Raw genomic sequence first — 22,720 nt, 5'->3', positions numbered from 1 at the left:
ATTTAAATTATTATAAAAGGCCGATACGTAATGTATCGGCCTTTTTTCGTTTTATATCTCACCCCAATCGTTGTGATTTAAGCTAACTATTTGTTTAGTTTAGGATTGTATTGTTGATTTATCGTACTGTTTATTGACAAAGCACAACTGTTATTTGATGGTGCCTGTGTCAGAATATCACAATGATAAATCCACCAACGCGAAAGGAACACGCGATTGTCACCACAATTTTATAATGAAAATGCAAATAAATTAGCCGAGCAATATCTTTCAAAGTCATTTGAACAGGTACATAAAAGCTGGTCGCAATTTTTGCCAGCCATTATAAATAATTCACATGCACGAATTCTCGATTTAGGTGCGGGCTCGGGACGCGATGCTAAACACTTTGCTGAATTAGCGGTTAAAGAACATGGCGTTGAAAATTGCATTCAAGTCTTTGCTGTAGAGCCGGCCAACATACTTGCAGATATTGGCGCACGCCAAACCACAGGCCTTAACGTAAAATGGCTAACTGATTCATTACCTGCATTAAGCACCATCACCAAGCAAGAAGTCAGTTTCGACTTAATACTATTAAGTGCAGTATGGATGCATATCCCTGCAAGTGATCGTGCACGCTCAATTCGTAAATTAGCTAACCTGTTAAAGCCGGGCGGTAACCTCGTCATTTCACTTCGTCACGGACATACCGACGAAGAGCGCATTACACGTAAAATGCATACCGTATGCGCTGATGAATTAAAGCAGTTAGCAAACAATGTTGGGTTATTCACTAAATTAGAAACCCAGAAAGAAGACGATAAACTCGGTAGAAATCACGTTTCGTGGCAAACAGTCGTATTACAAATGCCAGATGACGGCACGGGTGCTTTTCCATTCATTCGCCATGTCGCAATTAATGACGGTAAATCGGCCACACATAAACTTGCCTTGCTTCGAGTATTACTGCGTATTGCCGATGGACATCCTGGATCAGTGCTAAGACGAGAGTCAAGTAGAGACGGTGACAGAGTGATCTTACCCATAGGGCTAGTTGCGCTTTACTGGTGTCACCAATATAAAGACTTAATTGATAAACATAACTTACATCAAACGCCTAATAAAAATTCCAACATGGGCTTTATGAAGCCTAATGGTTGGCATAAATTAACCAAGCTACAAGCCTCTGATTATCGAATTGGAAATATATTTACCGGTGATACTGCTGTAGCGCTATATAAAACAATATCGGCAGCCGTTAGCAATATTAAAACAATGCCATGTCGTTTTATCACCCAGCCTAACAGCGATAAGACTGTTTTTGAAGTTGCCAGTAAAACGGTTAAAGCAAAAGACAGTATCTTCCTTGATTTACAAACATTAGAACAGTGGGGGGAGTTTTCATTACCTGAGTCAACGTGGTTGGCGTTCAACCGTTACGCGTGCTGGATTGAACCTGTATTAGTCAGTGAATGGGTAAAAACCATGGCGAGTTATTCAGGCAATAGCCAATATAAATCACCAGAAAATCAATACCACTTATACCAAGTGTTAAAGTGGGAAGAGCCTAAACGCACAACAACCGAAGTACGTAAGCGCTTTGATGAGTTAAAGCTACAGCAAAGTTTAAAACATAATCAGCAAGAACAGATTCGATGTGTATGGTCGGCAAAACCATTAAAACAAAAGTACGACATTGATCACAGCATGCCTTTTGCACGTTGGCCGAATAATGATTTATGGAATTTACTGCCAACGGATAGAAAAATTAATAATCAGAAAAGCGATAAATTACCAACCGAAAAAAAACTGAAACAAGCAAAAGAAAGAATTCAACAGTGGTGGCAAGTCGCTTGGCTTGAGCCAGAAGATAACATTCAGAAACGTTTTTTCGCTGAAGCGAATATTGCGTTACCGGGATTAAGTTCAGATAACTCGTCAGTGGATGATTTATTTGAAGCATTGGTGATGCAACGTGGACGATTGAAAGAAATGCAACAATTGCGGGAATGGTGATCGCATATTATTAAATGCTGTTCACTAACTAATCATAATTAAGCGGGTTAGGCATTATGGTTGAAAGTTTACATTCTCTAAATGACATGTTTTTATATTAAAAAAGAGCTTTTAAAATCAACGTCAAAGCTCTTTTTTCATCGTGATAAAACACTCATCATTACTTTAATGATTTAAGGTACGCCAATAAATAGTTCTGTTCAGCTAGGTCAGTAATTTGCACATGACGCATACGAGTACCCGGCACTAAAATATCATTACCTGCCATCCATCGACGAAGGTTTGCTTCTGTCCAAGTTAGACCTGACTTCTGTAATGCTTCAGAATAAGCAAAACGAGGAAGAGATGCTGCTTTGCGGTTTATAACACCAACTAAACTAGGACCAAATGTATTTTTGCTAGTATCGGTTGAGTGACATGCACTACACTTTTTAAAAATTTCTTGCCCTGCTGCTTGCATCATCACTTCATTATTACCTTCCGCTAATGAAGTAAAAGAGATAGTCGCTGCTAAAATTGACATACCCAATATCTTGCTTTTCATTTTATTCCCTTTATATAACTGAAAGACTCAGCGGTATTATATTATTAATCTCCCTGTGCAGATGTAGACCAAAAGGATGAAATGAATCTACTCATAAAGTATGAGTTTTCATCATTACTAAGTTGTTATATTGAGGAGGAGATCAAGCGATAAGATTTTTAGATATAGGGGGATGGAGCCGATATTTTAGTACATAGCTTTCTTTTCTCTCATGTAAGAATAGTTATTTGCATAGCTTTACTCAATATCAGTTTATTGGTATCAATTACGCAACATGAAAAACGATAACGCCCATTTTCACTCCTCTTCAAGTGATGTTAATCCGTTAATAAGAGAATAAATTATATAGGGCTATAAGTGATTTTATTTGTCTTGTTTTGAATGTTTTTTAACTGCAATAGGCTTTGATTACGTTTAAATAAACAATCTTAAATCGAAAGTTGACAATCATATTGATAATGATTAATGTTTGGCAGTCTGGTTAGGAAATAATCATGAATATCTTTAACTTAAAGGGAACTTTAAATTAAAACTATTATATTAGTTACGTTATCTACGCTTTTATTTGCATGTAGCAATACTGATAAGCAGGGAGATGATAGTCAACTTAGCGCAGCACAAAAAAAATCTGGTTATGAATGTAGAAACGTTAAGGTGACCGGTACACGTATTAGTAAAAAAATATGTAACACCGAAGCTGAACGTCAATATAGTAAAGACCATGCCGATGAATTCGCTCGAAAAATGAAAGATGACATCACTAATTAATATTGGTCATAATGACAATATTAAAATAATGAAATCTTAGTGTTGAATCATGTACTTTGGAACATTAAAGTAATGAGATACACCTTAAATGGTTTATCAGCATGAAAAGTAACTAAGGATATTTTAATTATTTATCTTTAGTTACTATCCCCGTTATTCCCCTTCTTTTTCTTTCATAACTTCCTTTGATATCACTTTGTTTGTGTTACTCACGGTCAGCGTTCGATTGTCGGAGTAAATTGATGATTTTTAGCAGGGTGAATTAAGTGATAAAGCCAGTTTAAATAGCTTATAATTCTTAAGATAGAATTAACTAAGTTATGTCTATTGAGTGCCCTTTAATATATCAAAATCGTCCCTTATTCCTGACAACGTTAATAGTCACTTTGAGGCTAGAGCTTTTGACATAAAAGTTAGCGGCTCAGTAAATATTATTCTTATAAGAAAGTTAAAGTGGAGGCAAAGGGTGTAAATGGTTGAAAATCGGTGTCAATTAAATAGTAGTTATCACGAACAAGGTTACTTTGTCATTAGAGATTATTTTAATGCGGCTGAAATTTCAGCACTTAGAAAAGTCATATTAAAATTCCATGAAGCATGGAAAAAAGACAACGAACAGTTTTATCAAGAAGAAGCGTTCAACTCTTCTTTAATAACGGGAAGTCAGTACTTAGCGTATGACGATCGGGTGAAGCTTTTTAACTTTATTAGTTCAAAAAAAATAATGAACATTGTCGATTCTGTGATGGCGGCTAATCCAGCTTTTATGAATACCCAGTTATTTTTTAACCCCGTTAATCCTCTACAAAAAGATTTTTGGCATCGAGACTGTCAATATGACTATGACGTTGAAGATCAAAAACAGGTCATTCAGGAGACGCAAGTAGTGCATTTTCGAATTCCTTTATTTGATGAACTTGGCATGGAATTGGTGCCAGGAACACACAAACGATGGGATAATGAGGAAGAATTTGATGTCCGACAAGAAGAAAAGGGCAGAGTGAGTAGTGAAGGCCTCTCTACCGGTAAAAAAATTAAGTTAGCTGCGGGCGACTTGTTAGTTTTTTCGGCTGACATGATCCATCGAGGTATATACGGATTAGATCGTTTAGCGCTGGATATGTTAGTTTTTGATTCGACTGGTGATTATGTTGATTACGTTGATGATGATTGTTTACCTGAGACTTCAATGCTAGAAAAAATAGAGGACCCAAGGTTATTCATGAATTCTATCGATTTAAAGGCGGAGGGTTAATTTATTACTCATAAAGTCAGTTAGCTATTTGAACGCAGGTTGGACCTAGCATTTTCTACAAATTATATGGTCAGGTATTCCTGCCTATATCGCAATGACATAACTGATTTTATAAGTGTGAAACAGGTGTTTTTAAGGATGTTCTCCTGCCAAACACTGCCTTTTGATGTATCATGGAGATATAAGGATAAATCTCAGTTTTAGCGCATTTAAGACTTTGATGCTTATGATGTTTCTTATTGATTAGAAACAATTTAATTAAAATCTATAATGGAATATAGACTATGGACATGGACACAGTTAAGTTAAGTAGATTATTAGATCATCAACAAAATATATTATCTAAAATTGCATTAGGTACGCCTTTAAATGAAATTCTTAACGATATTTGTTTATCTATTGAAGAAACTATTGAGGATAAATCGGCAAGATGTTCAATCTTATCGTTAAAGGGAGATCAGCTTTTTCATCGTGCAGCACCAAATATCGATTATAAATATTGTCAGTTAATAAGTGGAGTGCATATAGGACCAAATGTAGGGTCATGTGGGACATCCGTATATCGAAAATCCCGCGTAATTGTTGAAGACATTGCAACATCACCCTTATGGACAGATTTAAAAGAACTTGCATTAAGCTTTGGCCTTAAATCATGCTGGTCAACTCCTATTATTTCAACACAATCAAAGATTCTTGGTACCTTTGTCATCTACCACAGTTATCCTAAAGCCCCATCAAAGAAAGACTTAGAGTTAATTGATTACTTCGTGAACTTTTCTAGCATTGCATTAGAAAAGAATGTTGAGTCACTTAAAGTTAAGCAACTCATTGTTGATTTGCAGCAAAGTAATGAAAAATTTATGGCTTTTACTAAAGTAATGCCAGACTTAATCTTAATTTTAAGTGAAAAGGGCGAATATACTGATATTTATGGCTCATCTGATGAATTGTTATATAACTCGCAAAGTAAACTAATTAAAAAAAATGTAAAAGATGTCTTACCCGAAAAGGATTCTAAGCCGATTATGGCAGTAATCGAAAAAACGTTAGAGACTAATGATGTTCAAGTTTTTGAATATCAGCTTGAAGTTAAAAACGGTAAAATTATCTTTGAAGGAAGAACTGCTCCTATTGAGCACTATCATCAAAATAACCCATCTCAAAGGCATGTTGTATGGATGGCTAGAGATATTACTATTCGAAGGACGGCCGAAAAAGAAGTAGAAAAGTTAGCTTTTTTTGACCCCTTAACCAACCTTCCTAACAGGAGAATGCTCAACGAAAGGTTAAAAATGTGTGTAGAGAGAATAAAACGCACCTATAAAACGGGTGCCTTATTATTTTTGGATTTAGATAAATTTAAAAGAATTAATGACTCATTAGGACATAGTGCTGGTGACAAAATTTTAATTGAATTATCTAAAAGACTGAGCTCAGTAATAAGAGCATCTGATACTTTAGCTAGGGTTGGGGGCGATGAGTTTATTCTTTTGTTGGAGTATATTGGTGAGGATAATAAACAAGCTAATATCGAAGCAGAAATAGTTGCTCAAAAACTACTAAGTGTATTCCATGAAAAATTTGAAGTAGAGGGTTTTGCATTTCAAGTAAGTTGTAGTATTGGTATTTGCTTAATAAATACTGAAAACTCAGTAACAGAGAATATATTGAAGTTTGCAGACACAGCAATGTACCGTTCTAAAACGAAAGGAGGTAATAGTTATAGTTTCTATGATCCTAAATTACAAACGTTACTAGAAAAGCAGATTGAGCTTGAAACTGATATTGTTAGAGCGATAGCTTGTGGTGAGTTTTGTGCTTATTTTCAACCTAAAATAAGTGCATTAGGCGGGGTTGTTGGAGCGGAGGCGCTCATTCGATGGCATCACCCAAGTAAGGGAGTAATACCACCTTGTGAGTTTATATCCATTGCCGAACAATATGGGCTAATTCAACAATTACAAAATATTGTACTAAGGGATATTTGTTTCTTAATTAATGAACTTAGTGCTGAGAATATGATTGATGAGTTTTTTAATGTTTCAATCAACATAAGCCAATGTCAATTTAACTCATCTACTTTAAAAACCGAGTTACTTAATACCATTAATGATTTCGATATACGATCATCACAAATTAAGTTAGAAATTACCGAGTCAATGTTGTCAGGTGATATAGATAATACGATACAACAAATGGAAGAACTCAAAGAGAAGGGGTTCATATTTTCAATAGATGATTTTGGCACCGGATATTCTTCCTTGGCACACTTAAGTGCTTTTCCGGTTAAAGAATTGAAAATTGATAAAAGTTTTATTGATAAAGTTTTAGATGATGGATCTGGTTTTAGTATCGTACAAATGATAATAGGCTTGGCAAAAAGTCTTAACATTTCAGTGGTTGCTGAAGGCGTTGAAGGATTAGAGCAATTCGAGATACTTAAAACTATGCATATTGACTCAATTCAAGGTTATTTAATTGCAAAACCAATGATTACTCATGATTATTTAGCGTGGCATAAACATAATAGAGCACTCTTTCAATAATATTTGTGTCTTCTGAGCGTTAATTATTTTGCGCGTATATATTATTGAAGTAATACGAACACTCACTAAATTTTTAAGAAGCCTTTGAGTGTCCATATTTAGTGCTAGATTATTACGCCGATAGTAAACGTTATTATCTGGGGCCTTTCTTGGCAATGATGACAGGAGAGCTCACCGGGTTTTTCATAATATGCCCAGTCTTAAGGCCTTTAATCGTGCCCAATGCTGCGATAACCCAAGCACATAGTAGCCCTGCAAATAAAATAACCGCAGCCCATTCAAATGCAGGCAATCCAGTATGTAAGGCTAACTGGGTAGTACCTGTTACACAAGTGCCCACAGGGAAGGTAAATGCCCACCAAGTGAGTGCAAAAGGCATTTTTCTACGTAGTGCACGTAATGTCAGAAAGCTTGCTAAAATTGACCAGTAAAATGCAAAGCCCCATACGGGAACGCCATACAAAATAGCCATATTATTCAAACTACCCGCAATGGGTTGTTCAACAACGGTTAAGGCAACTGCGCCTAAAGCCCCTGCTGCAGTGATAGATTGTCCTAGTGGTCCTAACACCAACCATAATGTTGGTACGCGTGCGCCGCCTGAAGTACCTGAGTGTACTAATCGTCCCCAGATTAAGGTAAGGATAATCATTGCTGCGATTAAGCTAGTACCAAACATTGCATAACAAGCATAGAGAAGGGTTTGTTGTAATAACGTATCTTGAACGTGGGGAATGAACATCGCCCCTATTGCTGCTGATACCATGGGTGGAACTACTGGCATAAGCCAACCGCCAAAGGCAGCATCTCCACGTACTTCATGATGAGTAAAAAGTCGATAAGGGATAATAACGGCTGTCATCATCCCCACAATTGTGCCAATTATCCATAGGCTCCAAGCAATTACCATCAATGTTTCTTGTGCAAAAAAATGATGTCCAAATAATAATGTTCCGCCGGCAATAGTTAGTAGCGCCATTGGCGGCGCACCAAAAAATTGTGCCATCACAGGATCGTTAAATTGACGTTTGATAATATGAGGGTTGGTAATTGTTTGAACCGTCTTTAGTAGCAGCATTACAATTAACATAAGTGACGCAATAACCCAGATCACAAGTCCGAATTGGCCTAGATGCTGACCCACCATAGGCAAACCAACAGCTGCATTAGCAATAATGCCTGTCCCCATTACAGAAGCAAACCAGTTTGGGCCGATCTCTTTATTTAATTCAGGTTGTTGATTTTCAACATTCGCCACTGCGTTGTTCTCCTTGTTTGTTAAAATAGTCTATTCATGAATAAACTATATTTAACTGCAGACTAAGATATTTTAAATCTATTGATTTCGTTCATTATTATTGTAATAGATTACAGGTGTTTTGTTGTCATGAATAGTAATACCAATACCATTAAAAAAACCACATCCAGTTTCCTAAATGTGGTTAAGTAATTCAGCTAATCGATTACTTACTTTTAAGTAAAGGCAGCCAATGACCAAAACCCCAAAGCATCGTTTGAACAAAGCTTATTTCAATATTGCTTTTACTTTTTACTTTAGTTTTCATCGCAAAAAACTCAATAAGGTGTACTAAAAGTACAATACCGGCTAAGGCTAAAAGATAAAGTTGGTATTCTGAGGGTAGAGGCGATATTGATACCAAACCTAGTATTGCCATTATCCATAAACCTGCAAGTAACGCTTTAGTACTGTGTATTATAAAATTAAACATGGGTTCTTTCCTTAATTAATGTGTCAGCATCATATCTGCAATTTTTTCAGCAATAGCCATAGTAGGTGCGTTGGTATTACCACTAGTCAGTGTTGGCATAATAGAAGCGTCTATTACTCTTAGTTTATCAATGCCGTGAACTTTGAGCTGATTATCAACTACAGCCATTTCATCGTTGCCCATTTTACAGGTGCCAACAGGATGAAAAACGGTGCCGATACGCTCTTTGGCTTTAGCAAAAATTTGTTCATCCGTTTCAAAAGCATTACCTGGATGGACCTCATTTTCATAATGTTGTGCTAATGCAGGTGCAGTTAATATTTTACGCAGCTGACGCATACCATTAATTAATACTGTTTTGTCTTTACCTTCTTTATCAGAAAACAAGTTGAAATCTATCTCTGGAGCATCTTGATAGCGAGCTGATTTTAATGACACAGTACCAGTACTTTCAGGGCGTAGCACACAAACATGACATGAAAATCCATGCTGTGATAAAAGTTTCAAATCTCTACCATTGTCGTCATATAATAACGGCAGCATATGCAATTGAATATCAGGTCTGTTTTCGTTGTCATTCGACTTGATAAAGCCACCCGCTTCTAAAATGCTATTGGCAAGTTTACCTTTTTTACCTGTGAGATATTTCATGGCATCAGGTACCATTTTCAGCAAACCTGTAACCGATAGGGTAAAACCATCTGTTTTTTTACTTTTGACTAATACACAGGCATCTACATGTTCTCGTAAGTTTTTTCCAACGCCTTTAAGTTCATGTACACAATCAATACCATGTTGTGTCAGCTCACTTTTATCACCAATACCCGATAACATTAATAACTGTGGTGAAGCGATACTTCCACCACTTAAAATGACTTCTTTAGTTGCTGTTAAGGTTCTCTTTGCGCCTTTAACATAAACATCGACACCATAAGCTTGTTTGTCTTTTAGTAGTACCTTACTCACTTGTGCGTGGGTTAATACGGTAAGATTAGGTCTAGACAATACGGGCAACAAATAGGCGTGAGCTGCAGAGCAACGCTTGCCATCTTTTATCGTGCACTGGTAATAACCGACACCTTCTTGATCACTACCATTAAAATCATCGGTAACTTTGAAACCAGCCTGTTGGCTAGCTTCAATATATCGTTTACTGATCTCATAGAAAGCAGGGCGATCAGTTACTTGTAAGGGACCGTCACCACCGTGTAACTCACTTTCGCCACGGCTATTGGTTTCCGATTTCTTGAAATAAGGTAAAATATCGTCGAATGACCAGCCATCATTACCTAGTTCTGCCCAATGGTCATAATCTTGTTTTTGCCCACGTATATAAAGCATGGCATTGGTGGCTGAACTGCCGCCTAAACCACGTCCTCGAGGTACAAAGAGAGGGTCACCATTACGAATATCCTTTCTAGGTTTAGCATCAAAACTCCAATTGAATTTTTTCAAAAACATAAAGGCTGAAAATGCCCCCGGGGTTTTGACTAACATAGAGTTATTATCGCTACCTGCTTCTAATAAACAGACAGTAAATTTACCATTTTCAGTTAATCTATTCGCCAAAACACAGCCCGCGGAGCCTCCTCCAACTATAATGTAGTCAAACTCGTTACCTTGCGATTTATTCATATACGTTACCTTAAATTTCTACTATTCATGCTTAAAACACGCTTAAGAATGTGCACTTTATATAGGGTATATATGGTTAATATCTACCCTATTTATGAGACTAATTACATTGAGATTAACGTCCTAAACGTCTAAGTGCAGAGGTAGAAAAGTCTTTTCTTTTTACTTTTTTGCCCCAAATCATGAAGGTTGGTTCTTCATTACTTAACCCTGTTACTAGATAACGTCCAGAGTCTAAGTCATATAGCGTTTCAGCAACCATCCATGGGGTATCAACATCATAAAATTGAATGTTATGTGCTTCAGATAGTTTCCATAGTTGACCACGGCCATCGTATTGATCAATAACAGAGGCGCCCCATGTATCTTCATCAATAAAGAAGGTACGTTTCGCATAAATATGTCTTGAACCTTCTTTCAGCGTTGCTTCCACTTGCCAAACACGGTGTAACTCGTAGCGTAAATAATCAGTATTCAAATGGCCTTTTTGTATTAAATCATCATACTTTGCAGTGGTATCAAGTAAGTTATAAGAGTTGTATGGGATATAAAGCTCTTTTTTACCCACCAATTTCCAGTCATAACGATCAGGAGCACCGTTATACATGTCATAGTTATCTGAGGCTCTTAAACCATCAGTACCTTGACCAGGTCCATCATAAGCAACGTTTGGTGCACGGCGAACTCGTCGTTGGCCAGAGTTATAAACCCAAGCTTTACGCGCTTCTTTCACTTGATCCATGGTTTCATGCACCAATAAAGCGGTGCCCGTTAAACGAGCAGGCGCGGTAATTTGTGAAAGATAATAAAACAAAATATTGTCATCTTTTTTAGCATCACGGCCGCCTTTTAAAAACTCAGGCCATACCAACTGATCATTCATTTTAACGGGTACAAATGAGCCATTAGATTGCACTGGAATAGTGGTAGTAAAACGTTTAGCTGTGCCACCACGAAAACGGGTGATGTGGTTCCAAATAACTTCAGAGCCATTTTGTGCAATAGGAAAAGGTATCGTTGTCTCAAAATTTTCGACACCATTACCTGATTGCACTAGTTCTGCGGTTGTCGCATTTTTCTTAATAACATCATAAAGATCATTTGAATAAGCGGCTGTTCTTCTGGTTTTATAAACAGGCATTTTATAATCTGCGTATTTTTCAAACATCGCAATTTGACCAGCACTTAAGTTTTCTTTGTGCTCATTAAAATTAGCACGCGTTATTTCAAATAATGGTTTGTCTTGATTAAAAGGATTTTCAGGACGTCCTGAATCTTTACTTTTAGTTGAGTTTTTACTGGTTAATCCTCCTGTCCATGCAGGGATAGTTCCGGCCGCATTGGCCGCCATTTCAGCACCTAATGGTGTTAGCGTATTACCTAATTTAGCCGCTTCTTGTGGGCTAACTTTTGCAAATGCAGCACTCGTTACCAGTGATAACATCAGTAAACTTGCGGTTGTAATATATTTTTTCATGATGACTCTCTTAATGTGTTTACACTATAATTAATATGAAATGCCAAATGACAACGAGACTAAGTCTTTATCTTCCAGAATATTATGACTACCACCTGAATAGTTGTTGTAACCTACGGTGAAGGTATATTTTTGCTGATATGCTGCTTCTAAAGAAAAGCCTAGGTTTTTCCGTCCTTCATGAAATTGTTGGGCGGGATCTGGCGAGTAACCGCTAACATCATGTGCCCAAGAGAGAGTTGGTTTTAAAGATACACCGGCAAATACATCAGAATATTGCCAAACAGCACGCATGCGATAACCCCATGCACTATCAGTAACAAAACCATCAGTGCGACAATCGCCCGATAACACGCCTGCACCGACAAGGTTGGTACAATTAAGAGCGCTTTCACCACCAAAATCCCCCAACCCAAAGACTGAGTTTCTACCATAATGTTGATCAGAGTCTTCAACGCCATCAGTTAAAATCATGCCTACTTCGGCAATAACTGTGACTCGTGAAGCCCCCATGGTGTTTTCAAAAAATTGAATAGCGGTCATCTGCAATTGGGTTACATCAAACTCGTCCCAACCTTTCACCTCTTCACCATAACCAACGGCGGTAACTCTTGGGGTAAAGCGTAAAAAGGGCGCTTCAGATAACGTGCCGTTGAGTAATTCTGGACCGCTGATCTGTACCGGAGTATCAGGTTTATAAGAGGCTTCACCTGACAGTGCTACACCACCAACATTGGTAGCAAAGCTAACCCCGTAAAACTTTAAGTCTTCCGGGAATTCAATGTCATAACCAGGATTCAATGCAGATAAAGAGCCGCCTGTTGGGTCGAGAGCGCTAGGAATAAAAACGGGGGCTGCATTTCCTGTCGCAGTGGGAATGCTAGTGCGAACAGTATTAATAAGCGGCAGGCGTGAATGGATGTTCATGTAATACACGCCAAACTCGGTATCATTTAATTCTTCAGCATAATAACGTGCGGCCAAACCATATTGACCACCGTCATCCGGTTCAACATCCGCTTCTCTTTCAGCGACAAAGCCTGCAGCCAGTCCCGCTTGGTCTCCTAAAGGGCCTACTGAAACATAATTACATCCCGATGCTGCAAAATCAGCACCTGAAAAATAGGTACCACAACCATCAATTTGAGTTTTTTCCCACTCGTATTGATAAAAAGCTTCAACACTTAGGTTCTCAGTGAGACCAAGGTTACCGTAAAGCATTCCAACAGGTAAAATACCTTCTTTTAAATCTGCACCTGGGCGTCTTAGGGCCGCGACATCAAAAGGGTTTGATGAATTCATGCCTCCTTGAATAAAAGTACTTTCTCCCCAACTAACCACCTGTCGACCTAAGCGAATGTCTACCGGGGTTTCGCCTAAATCAAACGAGGCATAAACATAAGCATCTAATAAAGTGATGCCAGAAAATTTAGTATTATTTTCAAAACCATCATCACTTAATGGCGTATTTGGGATATAGCCATTGTTCGAATTGCCATGGTTAACATCACTCTTTTCAAGTGCATAGTCATACCAATACTTAAAACGCACAAAAGCACCAAAATCCCCTTTGCTTAATTGAATATCATGCACACCTTTAATTATTTGCGAGTAGGCATCATGTTTTGAGTAGTTTAAATTCCCATCATCTGTGGTACTTGTAGCGCCAGTTCCACCGTTAGTTTTACCAATAAATCGTGGGTCAGCATCGCCTAGTCGCCAGCTTGAACCAATATCCAATTGAGAATTTATTTGCAATAAAATGTCATCGTCTTCACCAAAATTAAAGTCTACAGCGTGCGCTGATGACGCACTAAGCGCCATAGCGACAACCAGAGCTAATGGTTTGATTTTGTGATTATTATTTAGCATATTATTCGCCTATTATTATCGTTATAATACTTATTGTAATGTTCGTTTCATCATTACATTACGACAATGAACAGTTTAATATTTCGCTAAATGTGCCAACCTGTTGTCATTTCGTGCAAACCCCGTAATATAGATAGGTCCCAAATTATAGGAAACGCAGTGCAAGATTATTATTCAACGTTGATTGGCTGGATGATCCCGATTTCAAGGGCAATGGAAGCTCACCAGATTGATCTTACAACGGCACTTAAAGAATGTAATATTTCTCAAGATGTTATGACAGACCAAGAATCTCGTATTGCTGCCGAAAAGTTTTATAACTTAATAGAGTATTGTAATAAGAAATTAGGACGACATGATTTTTCTATTTTAATTGCGGAACAATTCCATCCCGGTATGTTTCATGCGCTTGGTTATGCCATGATGTCTTCTAACACATTACAGGATGCTCTAGACCGAATAGCTCATTATAAACGTGTAGTTTCAAATACTTGCCAATTAGTTACCTACGAGAGTAATAACCAATTAGTTTTTGAAATGAATATTTTTACTTATGAGGGAACTAATCGTCCGGTATTATCACTTGCAACAGTCGAAACCTTTTTAGCGACCATTATCCGTTTTGCTAGAGAGTTGGTAACTTTAGATTTCTCACCTGAAAAGATCTGTTTTGCTTATCAAAAACCTGTTCATGATGTGACTTACCTCGAAGCGTTTTTCAATTGTGACATAGAATTTAATAGCGATAAAAACGCTATTATTTTTAATTTTGAGCAAGCACAAGAAAAGCTAATGTGTGGCAACCCTTTAATTACGCATAGTCACGAAAAAATGCTTGATGAATTCATGGCAAGGATTGATAAAAATGATTTAAGCCATGTAATCAAAAATAAAATCTTTGATTTATTGCCGTTAGGTGCTCCTTCACAAACAGTCATAGCTGAAGACCTAGGAATGAGTTTACGTAATTTACAACGAAAACTACAAGAGCAAGGCACAAGTTACAAAGAAATATTAGAAAGTACCCGTAAAAAATTAGCGATGGATTACATTGTGCAGCAACATTTAAGTTTGAGTGAAATTGGCTATTTGGTTGGTTTTTCGAGCGTAGGCAACTTTAACCGTGCTTTTAAACGTTGGACAAATCAAACACCTGGTGAATACCGACAAAGCAAAAAAACGTAACCCTTCGAACAGTTCTACTAAAAACGAACTCAAAGATTAGCTGTGTTGCAAAGATAATCATTTGGCACGTTTAACACCTCTCAAGTTAACTTTATTCATCAATACTAATAAGTATAAATTTTTTACTTATTAGGTTTTCTATGCGTATACCCTATATCGACTGTGGTGTGATGAGCTTATTGTTCATTACTTTTCTGGGTTCATTCTTTAATGTAGCTCAGGCAAATAGCTCCTCCGATTTATTGGAATTACCAGCTAAAGCAAGTGCATTAGCCAATAAAAGTGTGCTGATGGCGATGACGCCAAATAATGACGCTATTCTAGTCGTAGGCGAACGTGGGCATATTATCAATTGGCAAAATGATGATAGTTGGCAGCAGCAACAATCGCCTGTCAGTGTTGCTATAACCGATGTCACTATTCTCTCTGATGGTAGCAAAATTGCAGTCGGGCATGATGGTGTTATTCTTAAAGTTGATAGTAATAGCACGACATGGCGCAAAGTGTTTACGGGAAAAGAGATAACACAATTCAAAATTACGCAATTGAAACAGCAATATCAATCCTTAGAGCAAGTCATATTAAAAGCTCAGGATGAAGATGAACTTGAAGAATTAACTTACCAACTTGATGATTTAGCCTTTGCTATTGAAGACAACCAATTAGAATTAAAATCTGGACCGAATAAACCGCTGCTATCCGTTGCTAGAACGTCGAATGATACCTTATTTGCCACTGGCGCTTACGGTATATTACTCAGTAGTAATGACACTGGTGAGACTTGGCAATTGGTGAGCAATCAACTTGATAACCCCGATAGTTTTCATCTTAATGCTGTTATAGCTACATCGGATGACCAACTCTATATTGTTGGTGAAAATGGCACCGGTTTTTACTCTACAGATATCGGCCAAACATGGTCGGTAATGACATTACCTTATTCGGGGAGTTTATTCGGTATTCTCGCCAATACTATCAATAACCCCGTCACTGACAAAATCAATTCAACGAAAAATAAAACACAACTTGTCGCGTTTGGCTTACAAGGAAACATCATGGTATCCCTTGATGGTGGGGGGCATTGGCAGCATAAAAAATTGCCAAGCAGTACTAGTTTGCTCGGCGGTAATTTTTCTAAGCAAGGTAACGCTTACTTAGTTGGTCATGGTGGCGTAATTGTTAGTTTCGATCCTGAAAATTTAGCAACACTGAATATTAAAAAGCATCCTTCAGGCGCCGCACTTTCGAGTGTTGTAGTGAAAGAAAACTTGTTAATTCTTGCTGGCCAATTCGGTATCTCACAATGGCCGATTAAGGAAAAGGAGTAAGCTTATGTCTAATAAAAAAAACTCACACTCACCGAGCACATTAGAACAAATAATAGAAAACTTTGTGTTTAAACATCGTGCACTGATGATGACAATAATCATCACTTGTATCGCCTTGCTAACTCTACAAGCCGTTAAGGTTAAACCTGAAGCTAGTTTCACTAAAATGATCCCCGGCTCTCATGCTTATGTAACTAATTTTCTAACTTATAAAAAAGAACTCGCTGATTTAGGCAACGTCATTCGTATTGTTGTGGAAAATACGCATGTCGATAATAAGGACAGTGATATTTTCAATGCGGACTTTCAACAAACGTTAAAAGAAGTAACTGATGAAGTTTTCTTCATCCCCGGCATAAGTCGCGATGGTTTAAAATCATTATGGACGCCCAATGTTCGCTGGCAAGAAGTCACAGAAGAAGGCTTTGTTGGTGGTGCTGTTATTCCTGACGGTTATGATGGCTCTGCAGAAATGATTGAACGTGTTAAAGCAAATGTGTTCAAGTCAGGACAAATTGGTGTGCTTGTCGCTAACAACTTTCAATCAGCTATTATTATCGCGCCATTACAAGACATAAACCCTGAAACAGGTTTACCGCTAGATTACAGAGAATTATCGAGCGTTTTGGAAGAGAAAATCAGAGACAAATACAGCAGTGAAAATGTCAGCATACGTATAGTTGGCTTTGCAAAAGTTGTTGGTGACTTAATTGATGGCGCTTTACAAGTTGTAGCTTTTTTTGTATTAGCCGTTTTTATTACTTTTGCTTTACTTTGGCTTTATTCACGTTGTTTACGTAGCACAATATCTGTTTTAGTTTTTTCAATTTTTGCCGTGTTCTGTCAATTAGGTATTCTCAATTTACTGGGTTTTGGCATTAACCCTTACTCTATGTTGGTGCCATTTTTAGTCTTTGCCATTGGTGTGAGTCATGGCGTACAGATTATTAACTCCATCATTCATCATAGTGTAACCGGCGCAAGTAATATTGATTCGGCCAAGCTGGCTTTCCGTTCACTTTATATCGCAGGCATAACGGCATTAGTTAGTGATGCCATCGGTTTTACTACCTTGATGATCATAGATATAGCGGTCATTCGAGAATTAGCCATCGCTGCCAGTATTGGTGTTGCCATTATTATTGTGACCAATTTAATCGCTTTACCCATTTTAATGAGTTATATCGGTGTTTCACCTGCGGGCTTAAAGTACGCACAACAATCTGCCCACAAAACAGGTATTGTAGAAAGCTTATTTAAAAACTTCGCTAAACCACCACTGGCAAAAATAGCCTTAGTTGTTGGCATGTGCTGTCTAATTCTTGGTTTATATTTTTCACAATCGATGAAAATTGGTGACTTAGATGCTGGCGCGCCAGAGCTAAGACCTGACTCACGTTATAACGTAGATAATGCCTATATAGTTGATAATTACAGTACCAGTACAGACTTGTTTGTCATCATGGTCAAAACTGATATCGAACAGTGTGCTCAATATCAAACACTGGTTTGGGTAGATCAATTCCAATGGCAATTACGCAATGTTGCAGGCGTTCAAGCGGTTAAATCAGTCGCTGATGTTTCAAAGTTTGGTCTCTTTGGTATGAATGAAGGATCGTTAAAATGGTACGGTTTAAACCGTAACCAATTAATGACCAATGCTTCTTTGTCTAAAACTCCACAAGGGTTGATGAATAAAGACTGCTCAATGGTGCCAGTACTTGTTTTCCTCAATGATCATAAAGCGCAAACTCTTGATAATGTAGTTAAGGCAGTAGAAAAATTTAATACTGAAAATCAAATTGAGGGCATTGAATTTCTGATGGCTGCGGGTAATGCAGGGATTGAATCTGCTACCAATATGGTTATTGAAGAAGCAGAAACTGAAATGTTACTTTGGGTTTACTCTATCGTTATTATTATTTGTTTAATCACTTTTAGAAGTGGCCGAATCGTTATTTGTATCATCACTCCGTTAATTTTAACCAGCATTATGAGTCAAGGTTTAATGGGGGTATTAGGCATCGGCGTAAAAGTAGCAACCTTACCTGTTATTGCGTTAGGAGTAGGTATTGGCGTTGATTACGGCATTTATATCTTCAGTAAAGTTAAAGAAGCCCTTGGTCAAGGAAAATCCCTGTACATGACCTACCGCTACGCTTTAAATCAAACCGGTAAAGCGGTTGCTTTTACTGGCATAACCTTAGCTATTGGCGTCGCCACTTGGGTATTTTCACCTATAAAATTTCAAGCTGATATGGGTATATTACTCACCTTTATGTTTATTTTTAACATGTTAGGTGCACTTACTCTTATCCCTGCTATCGCTTGGTTACTTAATATTGGCTCTCATCGGACTAAAAAATAATGACTGAAATTACATCACAAAAAGCACTAGAGGAAACTTTTTTACAACAAAAAGAACATTTTGCTAGTAACACTTACCCAAGTTACCAAGATCGTATAAGCGACTTAACAAAATTAAAGGCGATTCTTGTCGATAATCAAGCAGCCTTTATTGACGCAATGAGCGAAGATTTTGGCCACCGAAGTGCTGATGATACCAAGCTGGGCGATATCCTTAGTACGGTTATGGGGATCAACTACGCGATAAAAAAATTAAAAGCTTGGATGAAACCTGAAAAAAAACATATCGGCATATTATTTCAACCAGCAAAAGGTAAGGTTATTTTTCAACCCAAAGGCGTGGTTGGCATTATCGCGCCGTGGAATTACCCTGTGTTTCTTGCTTTTGGGCCATTAACCACTGCATTAGCCGCGGGTAATACCGCCATGATAAAAATGAGCGAATATACGCCGAATACCAATATTTTGTTGGCTGAATTAGTGGCTAACAAATTTCCTCAAAAAAAAGTCGCCATTGTTTGTGGTGAAGCTGATATAGCCGCAGCATTTTCAAGTGTAGCTTTTGACCACTTATTCTTCACCGGCTCTACCTGCGTTGGTAAATTGGTTATGAAAGCCGCAGCAGAGAATCTAGTACCGGTCACCTTAGAATTAGGCGGCAAGTCTCCTACGATTATTGATGACGACATTGATATAAAAACCGCAGTTAGCCGACTGATTTTAGGCAAAACCCTTAACTCAGGACAGACGTGTGTTGCGCCAGATTACATCTTTTGCCCAGAGAATAAGGTAGTAGAGCTAACGCAAGCGTTTAAAGAGGCCTATCAAAACATGTACCCCAATACTCAGGATAATGTTGATTGCACCTGCATCATCAATGAGGCACAGAAAGCGCGCATTGATAGTTTATTAACGGATGCTAAAGACAAAGGTGCCAATATCATCCCGTTAATTCCAGGCAGTCATAATAGTTCATCGAGAAAAATGCCATTAACAATTCTGACCAAAGTTAATGACGATATGAGCGTGATGCAGCAAGAAATTTTTGGCCCGTTACTGCCCATTATTGGTTATAAAAAAATTGATGAAGCGATTACTTATATCAATAGTAAACCTAGACCGCTTGCCTTGTATATTTGCAGTTTTAATAAAACATTTCAGCAGAATATTTTACTTAATACTCATGCCGGTGGTGTTTGTATTAATGATGCTGCGTTCCATGTTATCAATGACGATTTACCTTTTGGTGGTATTGGTGCATCAGGTATGGGGCAATATCACGGTAGTGAAGGTTTCAAAACCTTCTCGCATGGTAAAGCGGTACTTTCACTAGGACGAATTAGCTTGGGATCACTATTGTTTCCACCGTTTGGCAAAAAAATTCATCAACTTGTCTATAAGTTATTTATCCGTTAGACATTTAACAATAAAAATGACGACAACAATTTACTATTTAATACTGTTTTGTTTTGATGCTTGTTCTACTATATTCTAAACAAAGCGAGTTACTTAAGGAAAGCACATGACTAAATCTTGGTTTACCAATTATCCCGAAAATGTGGCACATACTGTCGATTTAAGCCGTTACTCTTCGTTAACGGATTTGCTGCAACAAACCACAGCAAAATATCAGAAGAACACCGCTTACAGTAATTTTGGTGCTGAACTTACTTTTGAGCAAGTAGATGAATTATCGCGTGATTTCGCCGCATTTTTGCAAAATGAATTAAACGTAGTTAAAAATGATCGTGTGGCGCTGATGTGTCCTAATACCTTATGTTTCCCGATAGCCATGTGGGGCATCATTCGTGTCGGTGGTGTACAAGTCAATGTTAATCCTATGTACACCCCAAGAGAGTTAGAACACCAACTTAATGATGCGCAAGTTGATACGATTATAATCTTCTCCCCGTCAACCGAAATGTTAGCCGAAATTTTAGACAATACTGCCATTAAGAATATTATCACTGTTGATTTAGATGACTTAGTCAATAAGGGCTTACCTTGTGCTGCTGTAGATAAGCGCTTAACTAACACCGTCAGTTTCACTGATGCACTCGAGCAGGGTAAAGCGCTTGGCTTGAATGAACCAGCTCTGTGCCAAGATGATTTACTCTTCTTACAATATACCGGTGGTACTACAGGTTTATCTAAAGGGGCAATGCTTAGCCATGGCAATTTAATTGCCAATATTTTGCAATATAAAGAATTTGCCAAAGCTCATATTGATTACGGTAATGACATTGTTATCACTGCTATCCCGATGTACCACATCTTTGCTTTGATGGCGAATACGCTAAGTTATTTTAGCTTTGGCGCTAAAAATGTTTTAGTCACTAACCCGCGCGATATGGCCAGTTTTGTTGAGGTTTGGAAAAATACACCTGCGACTATGTTTACTGGCGTGAACACCTTATATAACGGCTTATTACATACGCCGGGCTTTGAAGATGTTGATTTCTCCTCATTGAAACTTTGCATTGGCGGCGGCGCAGCAGTTCAGCAAGCGGTGGCTGATAAATGGCGACAAGTTACCGGTGTTAAACTGCAAGAAGGCTATGGTTTATCAGAAACCTCACCTATTTTAACGTTAAATTTTGGTAGCGTAGATCACACTGAAGATGTTCCAGGTATTGGTGTTCCAGTACCAAATACGGATATTTCAATTCGTGATGAGATGGGAAATAGTGTTGAACAAGGCCAATCGGGTGAACTATGTGCTAAAGGCCCGCAAGTGATGTCGGGTTATTGGAATAATGTTGCAGCAACCACTGAATGTATGACCGATGATGGTTATTTCAAAACAGGTGATGTTGCTATGCTCGACGAACATGGTTTTTTTCATATTGTAGATCGAATAAAAGATATGATTAATGTTTCAGGTTTTAATGTTTATCCGAATGAAATTGAAGCTGAAGTGGCCAAAATGCCGGGTATATTAGAGTCGGCCTGTATCGGTGTTGATGATGAGAAAACAGGTGAAGCGGTTAAGCTTTTCATTGTTACTGATAAAGACTCAGAAGATACAAATATTACCGAACAAGATGTCATCAAGTTTTGTCGCCAAGGCTTAACTGCATATAAAGCGCCTAAACATGTGGTCTTTATTGATGAAATCCCTAAATCGAGTGTCGGTAAATTATTGCGCAGAGAGTTAAGATAACCTTTAGTTTTATGTAAACTAACATTTGAATTTCTGATCGGGTATTAAGTGAAATATTCATTTAATACCCAACTTTAATACCTAAATTAAATAGTTAACAAAACTCTTCTAAGTTAACGCGTTTTTTTTCCCTATTAAAAAATTATTAGGTCATCGCCCATTGGCGTAATAAATTTGCATGTGTTTTGGTGATACGATCAAACGCATCCGTCTTACCATGATACTCCATAATATCTTTACGGGCACAGTCCAAATCAGATAAAATTTCACGTTGTGACGCTTGAGGAATATGACTTTCAATCCACGTTAAGGCTACTTTTCTTGAGCCAGAAGTCACGGGATTTACACGATGTAAGGTGGTGCTTGGATAAATGATGGCGTCACCAGCATTTAACTTAAATGCCATTTCCATTCCTGATAAATTCATCACCAGTTCACCGCCTTCGTAATCTTGAGGAGGTGTTAAAAATAGTGTGCATGAAATGTCTGTTCGTAATACGGTCTCGTTTACCATGAGTGCATCATCAATATGATTGCCGTAGCCACCACCTAGGGTGGATTCGCTAATAATAAATGGCATCATCGACTTTGCATAAGCAGCGCTGGTAAATTGTGGATGCTGTGTTAACGCTCCTTGTATGCCTGTTTGTATTTGTTCAGTTAATTCTGACTCTCCTTGCCATTGCAGATTGTTTTTTACTGCTTTTGCATGCCAGCCAGCAGTATCTTTTCCACTAGTAAAGCTGCCATGTTCAATCAATTGAATAATAGAAGCCACTTGTTTTTCGGAAAGAACTTGAGGTAGTTTTGTGATCATGATTTTTGTAAACGCCTCTTTAATCTGCCTATTCG

15 protein-coding genes are annotated in these 22,720 nt (G+C 37.8%); 8 read left to right on the top strand and 7 right to left on the bottom strand.

Features of this window, described 5'->3' with window-relative positions; genetic code table 11:
• Positions 1–216 precede the first annotated feature (216 nt).
• Positions 217–1,998 (top strand): class I SAM-dependent methyltransferase, encoded by a 1,782-nt coding sequence (locus tag ESZ36_RS11795; RefSeq protein ID WP_146788015.1) that lies wholly within the window; start codon positions 217–219, stop codon positions 1,996–1,998.
• 160 nt (positions 1,999–2,158) lie between these two features.
• Here the strand turns inward: ESZ36_RS11795 and ESZ36_RS11790 are convergent, their stop codons facing one another.
• Entirely contained in the window at positions 2,159–2,542 is a 384-nt protein-coding gene (locus ESZ36_RS11790; protein ID WP_146788012.1) for a c-type cytochrome, read from the bottom strand.
• Between the two features lie 1,240 nt (positions 2,543–3,782).
• Here ESZ36_RS11790 and ESZ36_RS11785 point away from each other — a divergent pair.
• Together ESZ36_RS11785 and ESZ36_RS11780 are read left to right on the top strand one after the other, a co-directional pair.
• Positions 3,783–4,565, top strand: a complete 783-nt coding sequence (locus ESZ36_RS11785) for a phytanoyl-CoA dioxygenase family protein (protein ID WP_146788009.1) — start codon at positions 3,783–3,785, stop codon at positions 4,563–4,565.
• 290 nt (positions 4,566–4,855) lie between these two features.
• Positions 4,856–7,111 (top strand): sensor domain-containing phosphodiesterase, encoded by a 2,256-nt coding sequence (locus tag ESZ36_RS11780; RefSeq protein WP_146788435.1) that lies wholly within the window; start codon positions 4,856–4,858, stop codon positions 7,109–7,111.
• A 133-nt stretch (positions 7,112–7,244) separates the two neighbouring features.
• On the opposite strand, the gene ESZ36_RS11775 is transcribed toward ESZ36_RS11780, so the two are convergent.
• The 5 genes from ESZ36_RS11775 to ESZ36_RS11755 all read right to left on the bottom strand — a co-directional run bounded on the left by ESZ36_RS11775 (position 7,245) and on the right by ESZ36_RS11755 (position 13,825).
• Complete coding sequence (locus tag ESZ36_RS11775; protein WP_146788006.1) at positions 7,245–8,369, bottom strand: TDT family transporter; 1,125 nt, start codon at positions 8,367–8,369, stop codon at positions 7,245–7,247.
• A gap of 205 nt (positions 8,370–8,574) precedes the next feature.
• Complete coding sequence (locus ESZ36_RS11770) at positions 8,575–8,841, bottom strand: DUF1145 domain-containing protein (RefSeq protein ID WP_146788003.1); 267 nt, start codon at positions 8,839–8,841, stop codon at positions 8,575–8,577.
• 15 nt (positions 8,842–8,856) lie between these two features.
• Entirely contained in the window at positions 8,857–10,476 is a 1,620-nt protein-coding gene (locus tag ESZ36_RS11765; RefSeq protein ID WP_146788000.1) for a GMC family oxidoreductase, read from the bottom strand.
• A gap of 115 nt (positions 10,477–10,591) precedes the next feature.
• On the bottom strand, positions 10,592–11,953 hold the full coding sequence (locus ESZ36_RS11760) for a DUF1329 domain-containing protein (protein ID WP_146787998.1): 1,362 nt from the start codon (positions 11,951–11,953) through the stop codon (positions 10,592–10,594).
• Between the two features lie 30 nt (positions 11,954–11,983).
• Positions 11,984–13,825 (bottom strand): DUF1302 domain-containing protein, encoded by a 1,842-nt coding sequence (locus tag ESZ36_RS11755; RefSeq protein WP_146787995.1) that lies wholly within the window; start codon positions 13,823–13,825, stop codon positions 11,984–11,986.
• A 159-nt stretch (positions 13,826–13,984) separates the two neighbouring features.
• Between ESZ36_RS11755 and ESZ36_RS11750 the strand changes: the two genes are divergently transcribed.
• The 5 genes from ESZ36_RS11750 (at position 13,985) to ESZ36_RS11730 (ending at position 21,868) form a co-directional block, all read left to right on the top strand.
• Positions 13,985–15,010 (top strand): AraC family transcriptional regulator, encoded by a 1,026-nt coding sequence (locus ESZ36_RS11750; RefSeq protein ID WP_146787992.1) that lies wholly within the window; start codon positions 13,985–13,987, stop codon positions 15,008–15,010.
• 140 nt (positions 15,011–15,150) lie between these two features.
• Positions 15,151–16,338, top strand: a complete 1,188-nt coding sequence (locus ESZ36_RS11745; protein WP_146787990.1) for a WD40/YVTN/BNR-like repeat-containing protein — start codon at positions 15,151–15,153, stop codon at positions 16,336–16,338.
• 4 nt (positions 16,339–16,342) lie between these two features.
• The gene (locus tag ESZ36_RS11740; protein ID WP_146787987.1) at positions 16,343–18,706 is read left to right on the top strand and encodes an efflux RND transporter permease subunit; all 2,364 of its coding nucleotides are present in this window, start codon (positions 16,343–16,345) and stop codon (positions 18,704–18,706) included.
• Positions 18,706–20,121 (top strand): coniferyl aldehyde dehydrogenase, encoded by a 1,416-nt coding sequence (locus ESZ36_RS11735; RefSeq protein ID WP_146787984.1) that lies wholly within the window; start codon positions 18,706–18,708, stop codon positions 20,119–20,121. Before ESZ36_RS11740 ends, ESZ36_RS11735 begins: the two co-directional genes overlap by 1 nt.
• A gap of 106 nt (positions 20,122–20,227) precedes the next feature.
• On the top strand, positions 20,228–21,868 hold the full coding sequence (locus tag ESZ36_RS11730; RefSeq protein WP_146787981.1) for an AMP-binding protein: 1,641 nt from the start codon (positions 20,228–20,230) through the stop codon (positions 21,866–21,868).
• 145 nt (positions 21,869–22,013) lie between these two features.
• Here ESZ36_RS11730 and ESZ36_RS11725 read toward each other — a convergent pair whose 3' ends face one another.
• Complete coding sequence (locus ESZ36_RS11725; protein ID WP_146787978.1) at positions 22,014–22,685, bottom strand: Fe2+-dependent dioxygenase; 672 nt, start codon at positions 22,683–22,685, stop codon at positions 22,014–22,016.
• Positions 22,686–22,720: the final 35 nt, after the last annotated feature.

This window comes from Colwellia demingiae (assembly GCF_007954275.1).
Classification (GTDB): Bacteria; Pseudomonadota; Gammaproteobacteria; order Enterobacterales; family Alteromonadaceae; genus Colwellia; species Colwellia demingiae.
This window is presented reverse-complemented; position numbering and strand designations above follow the sequence as displayed.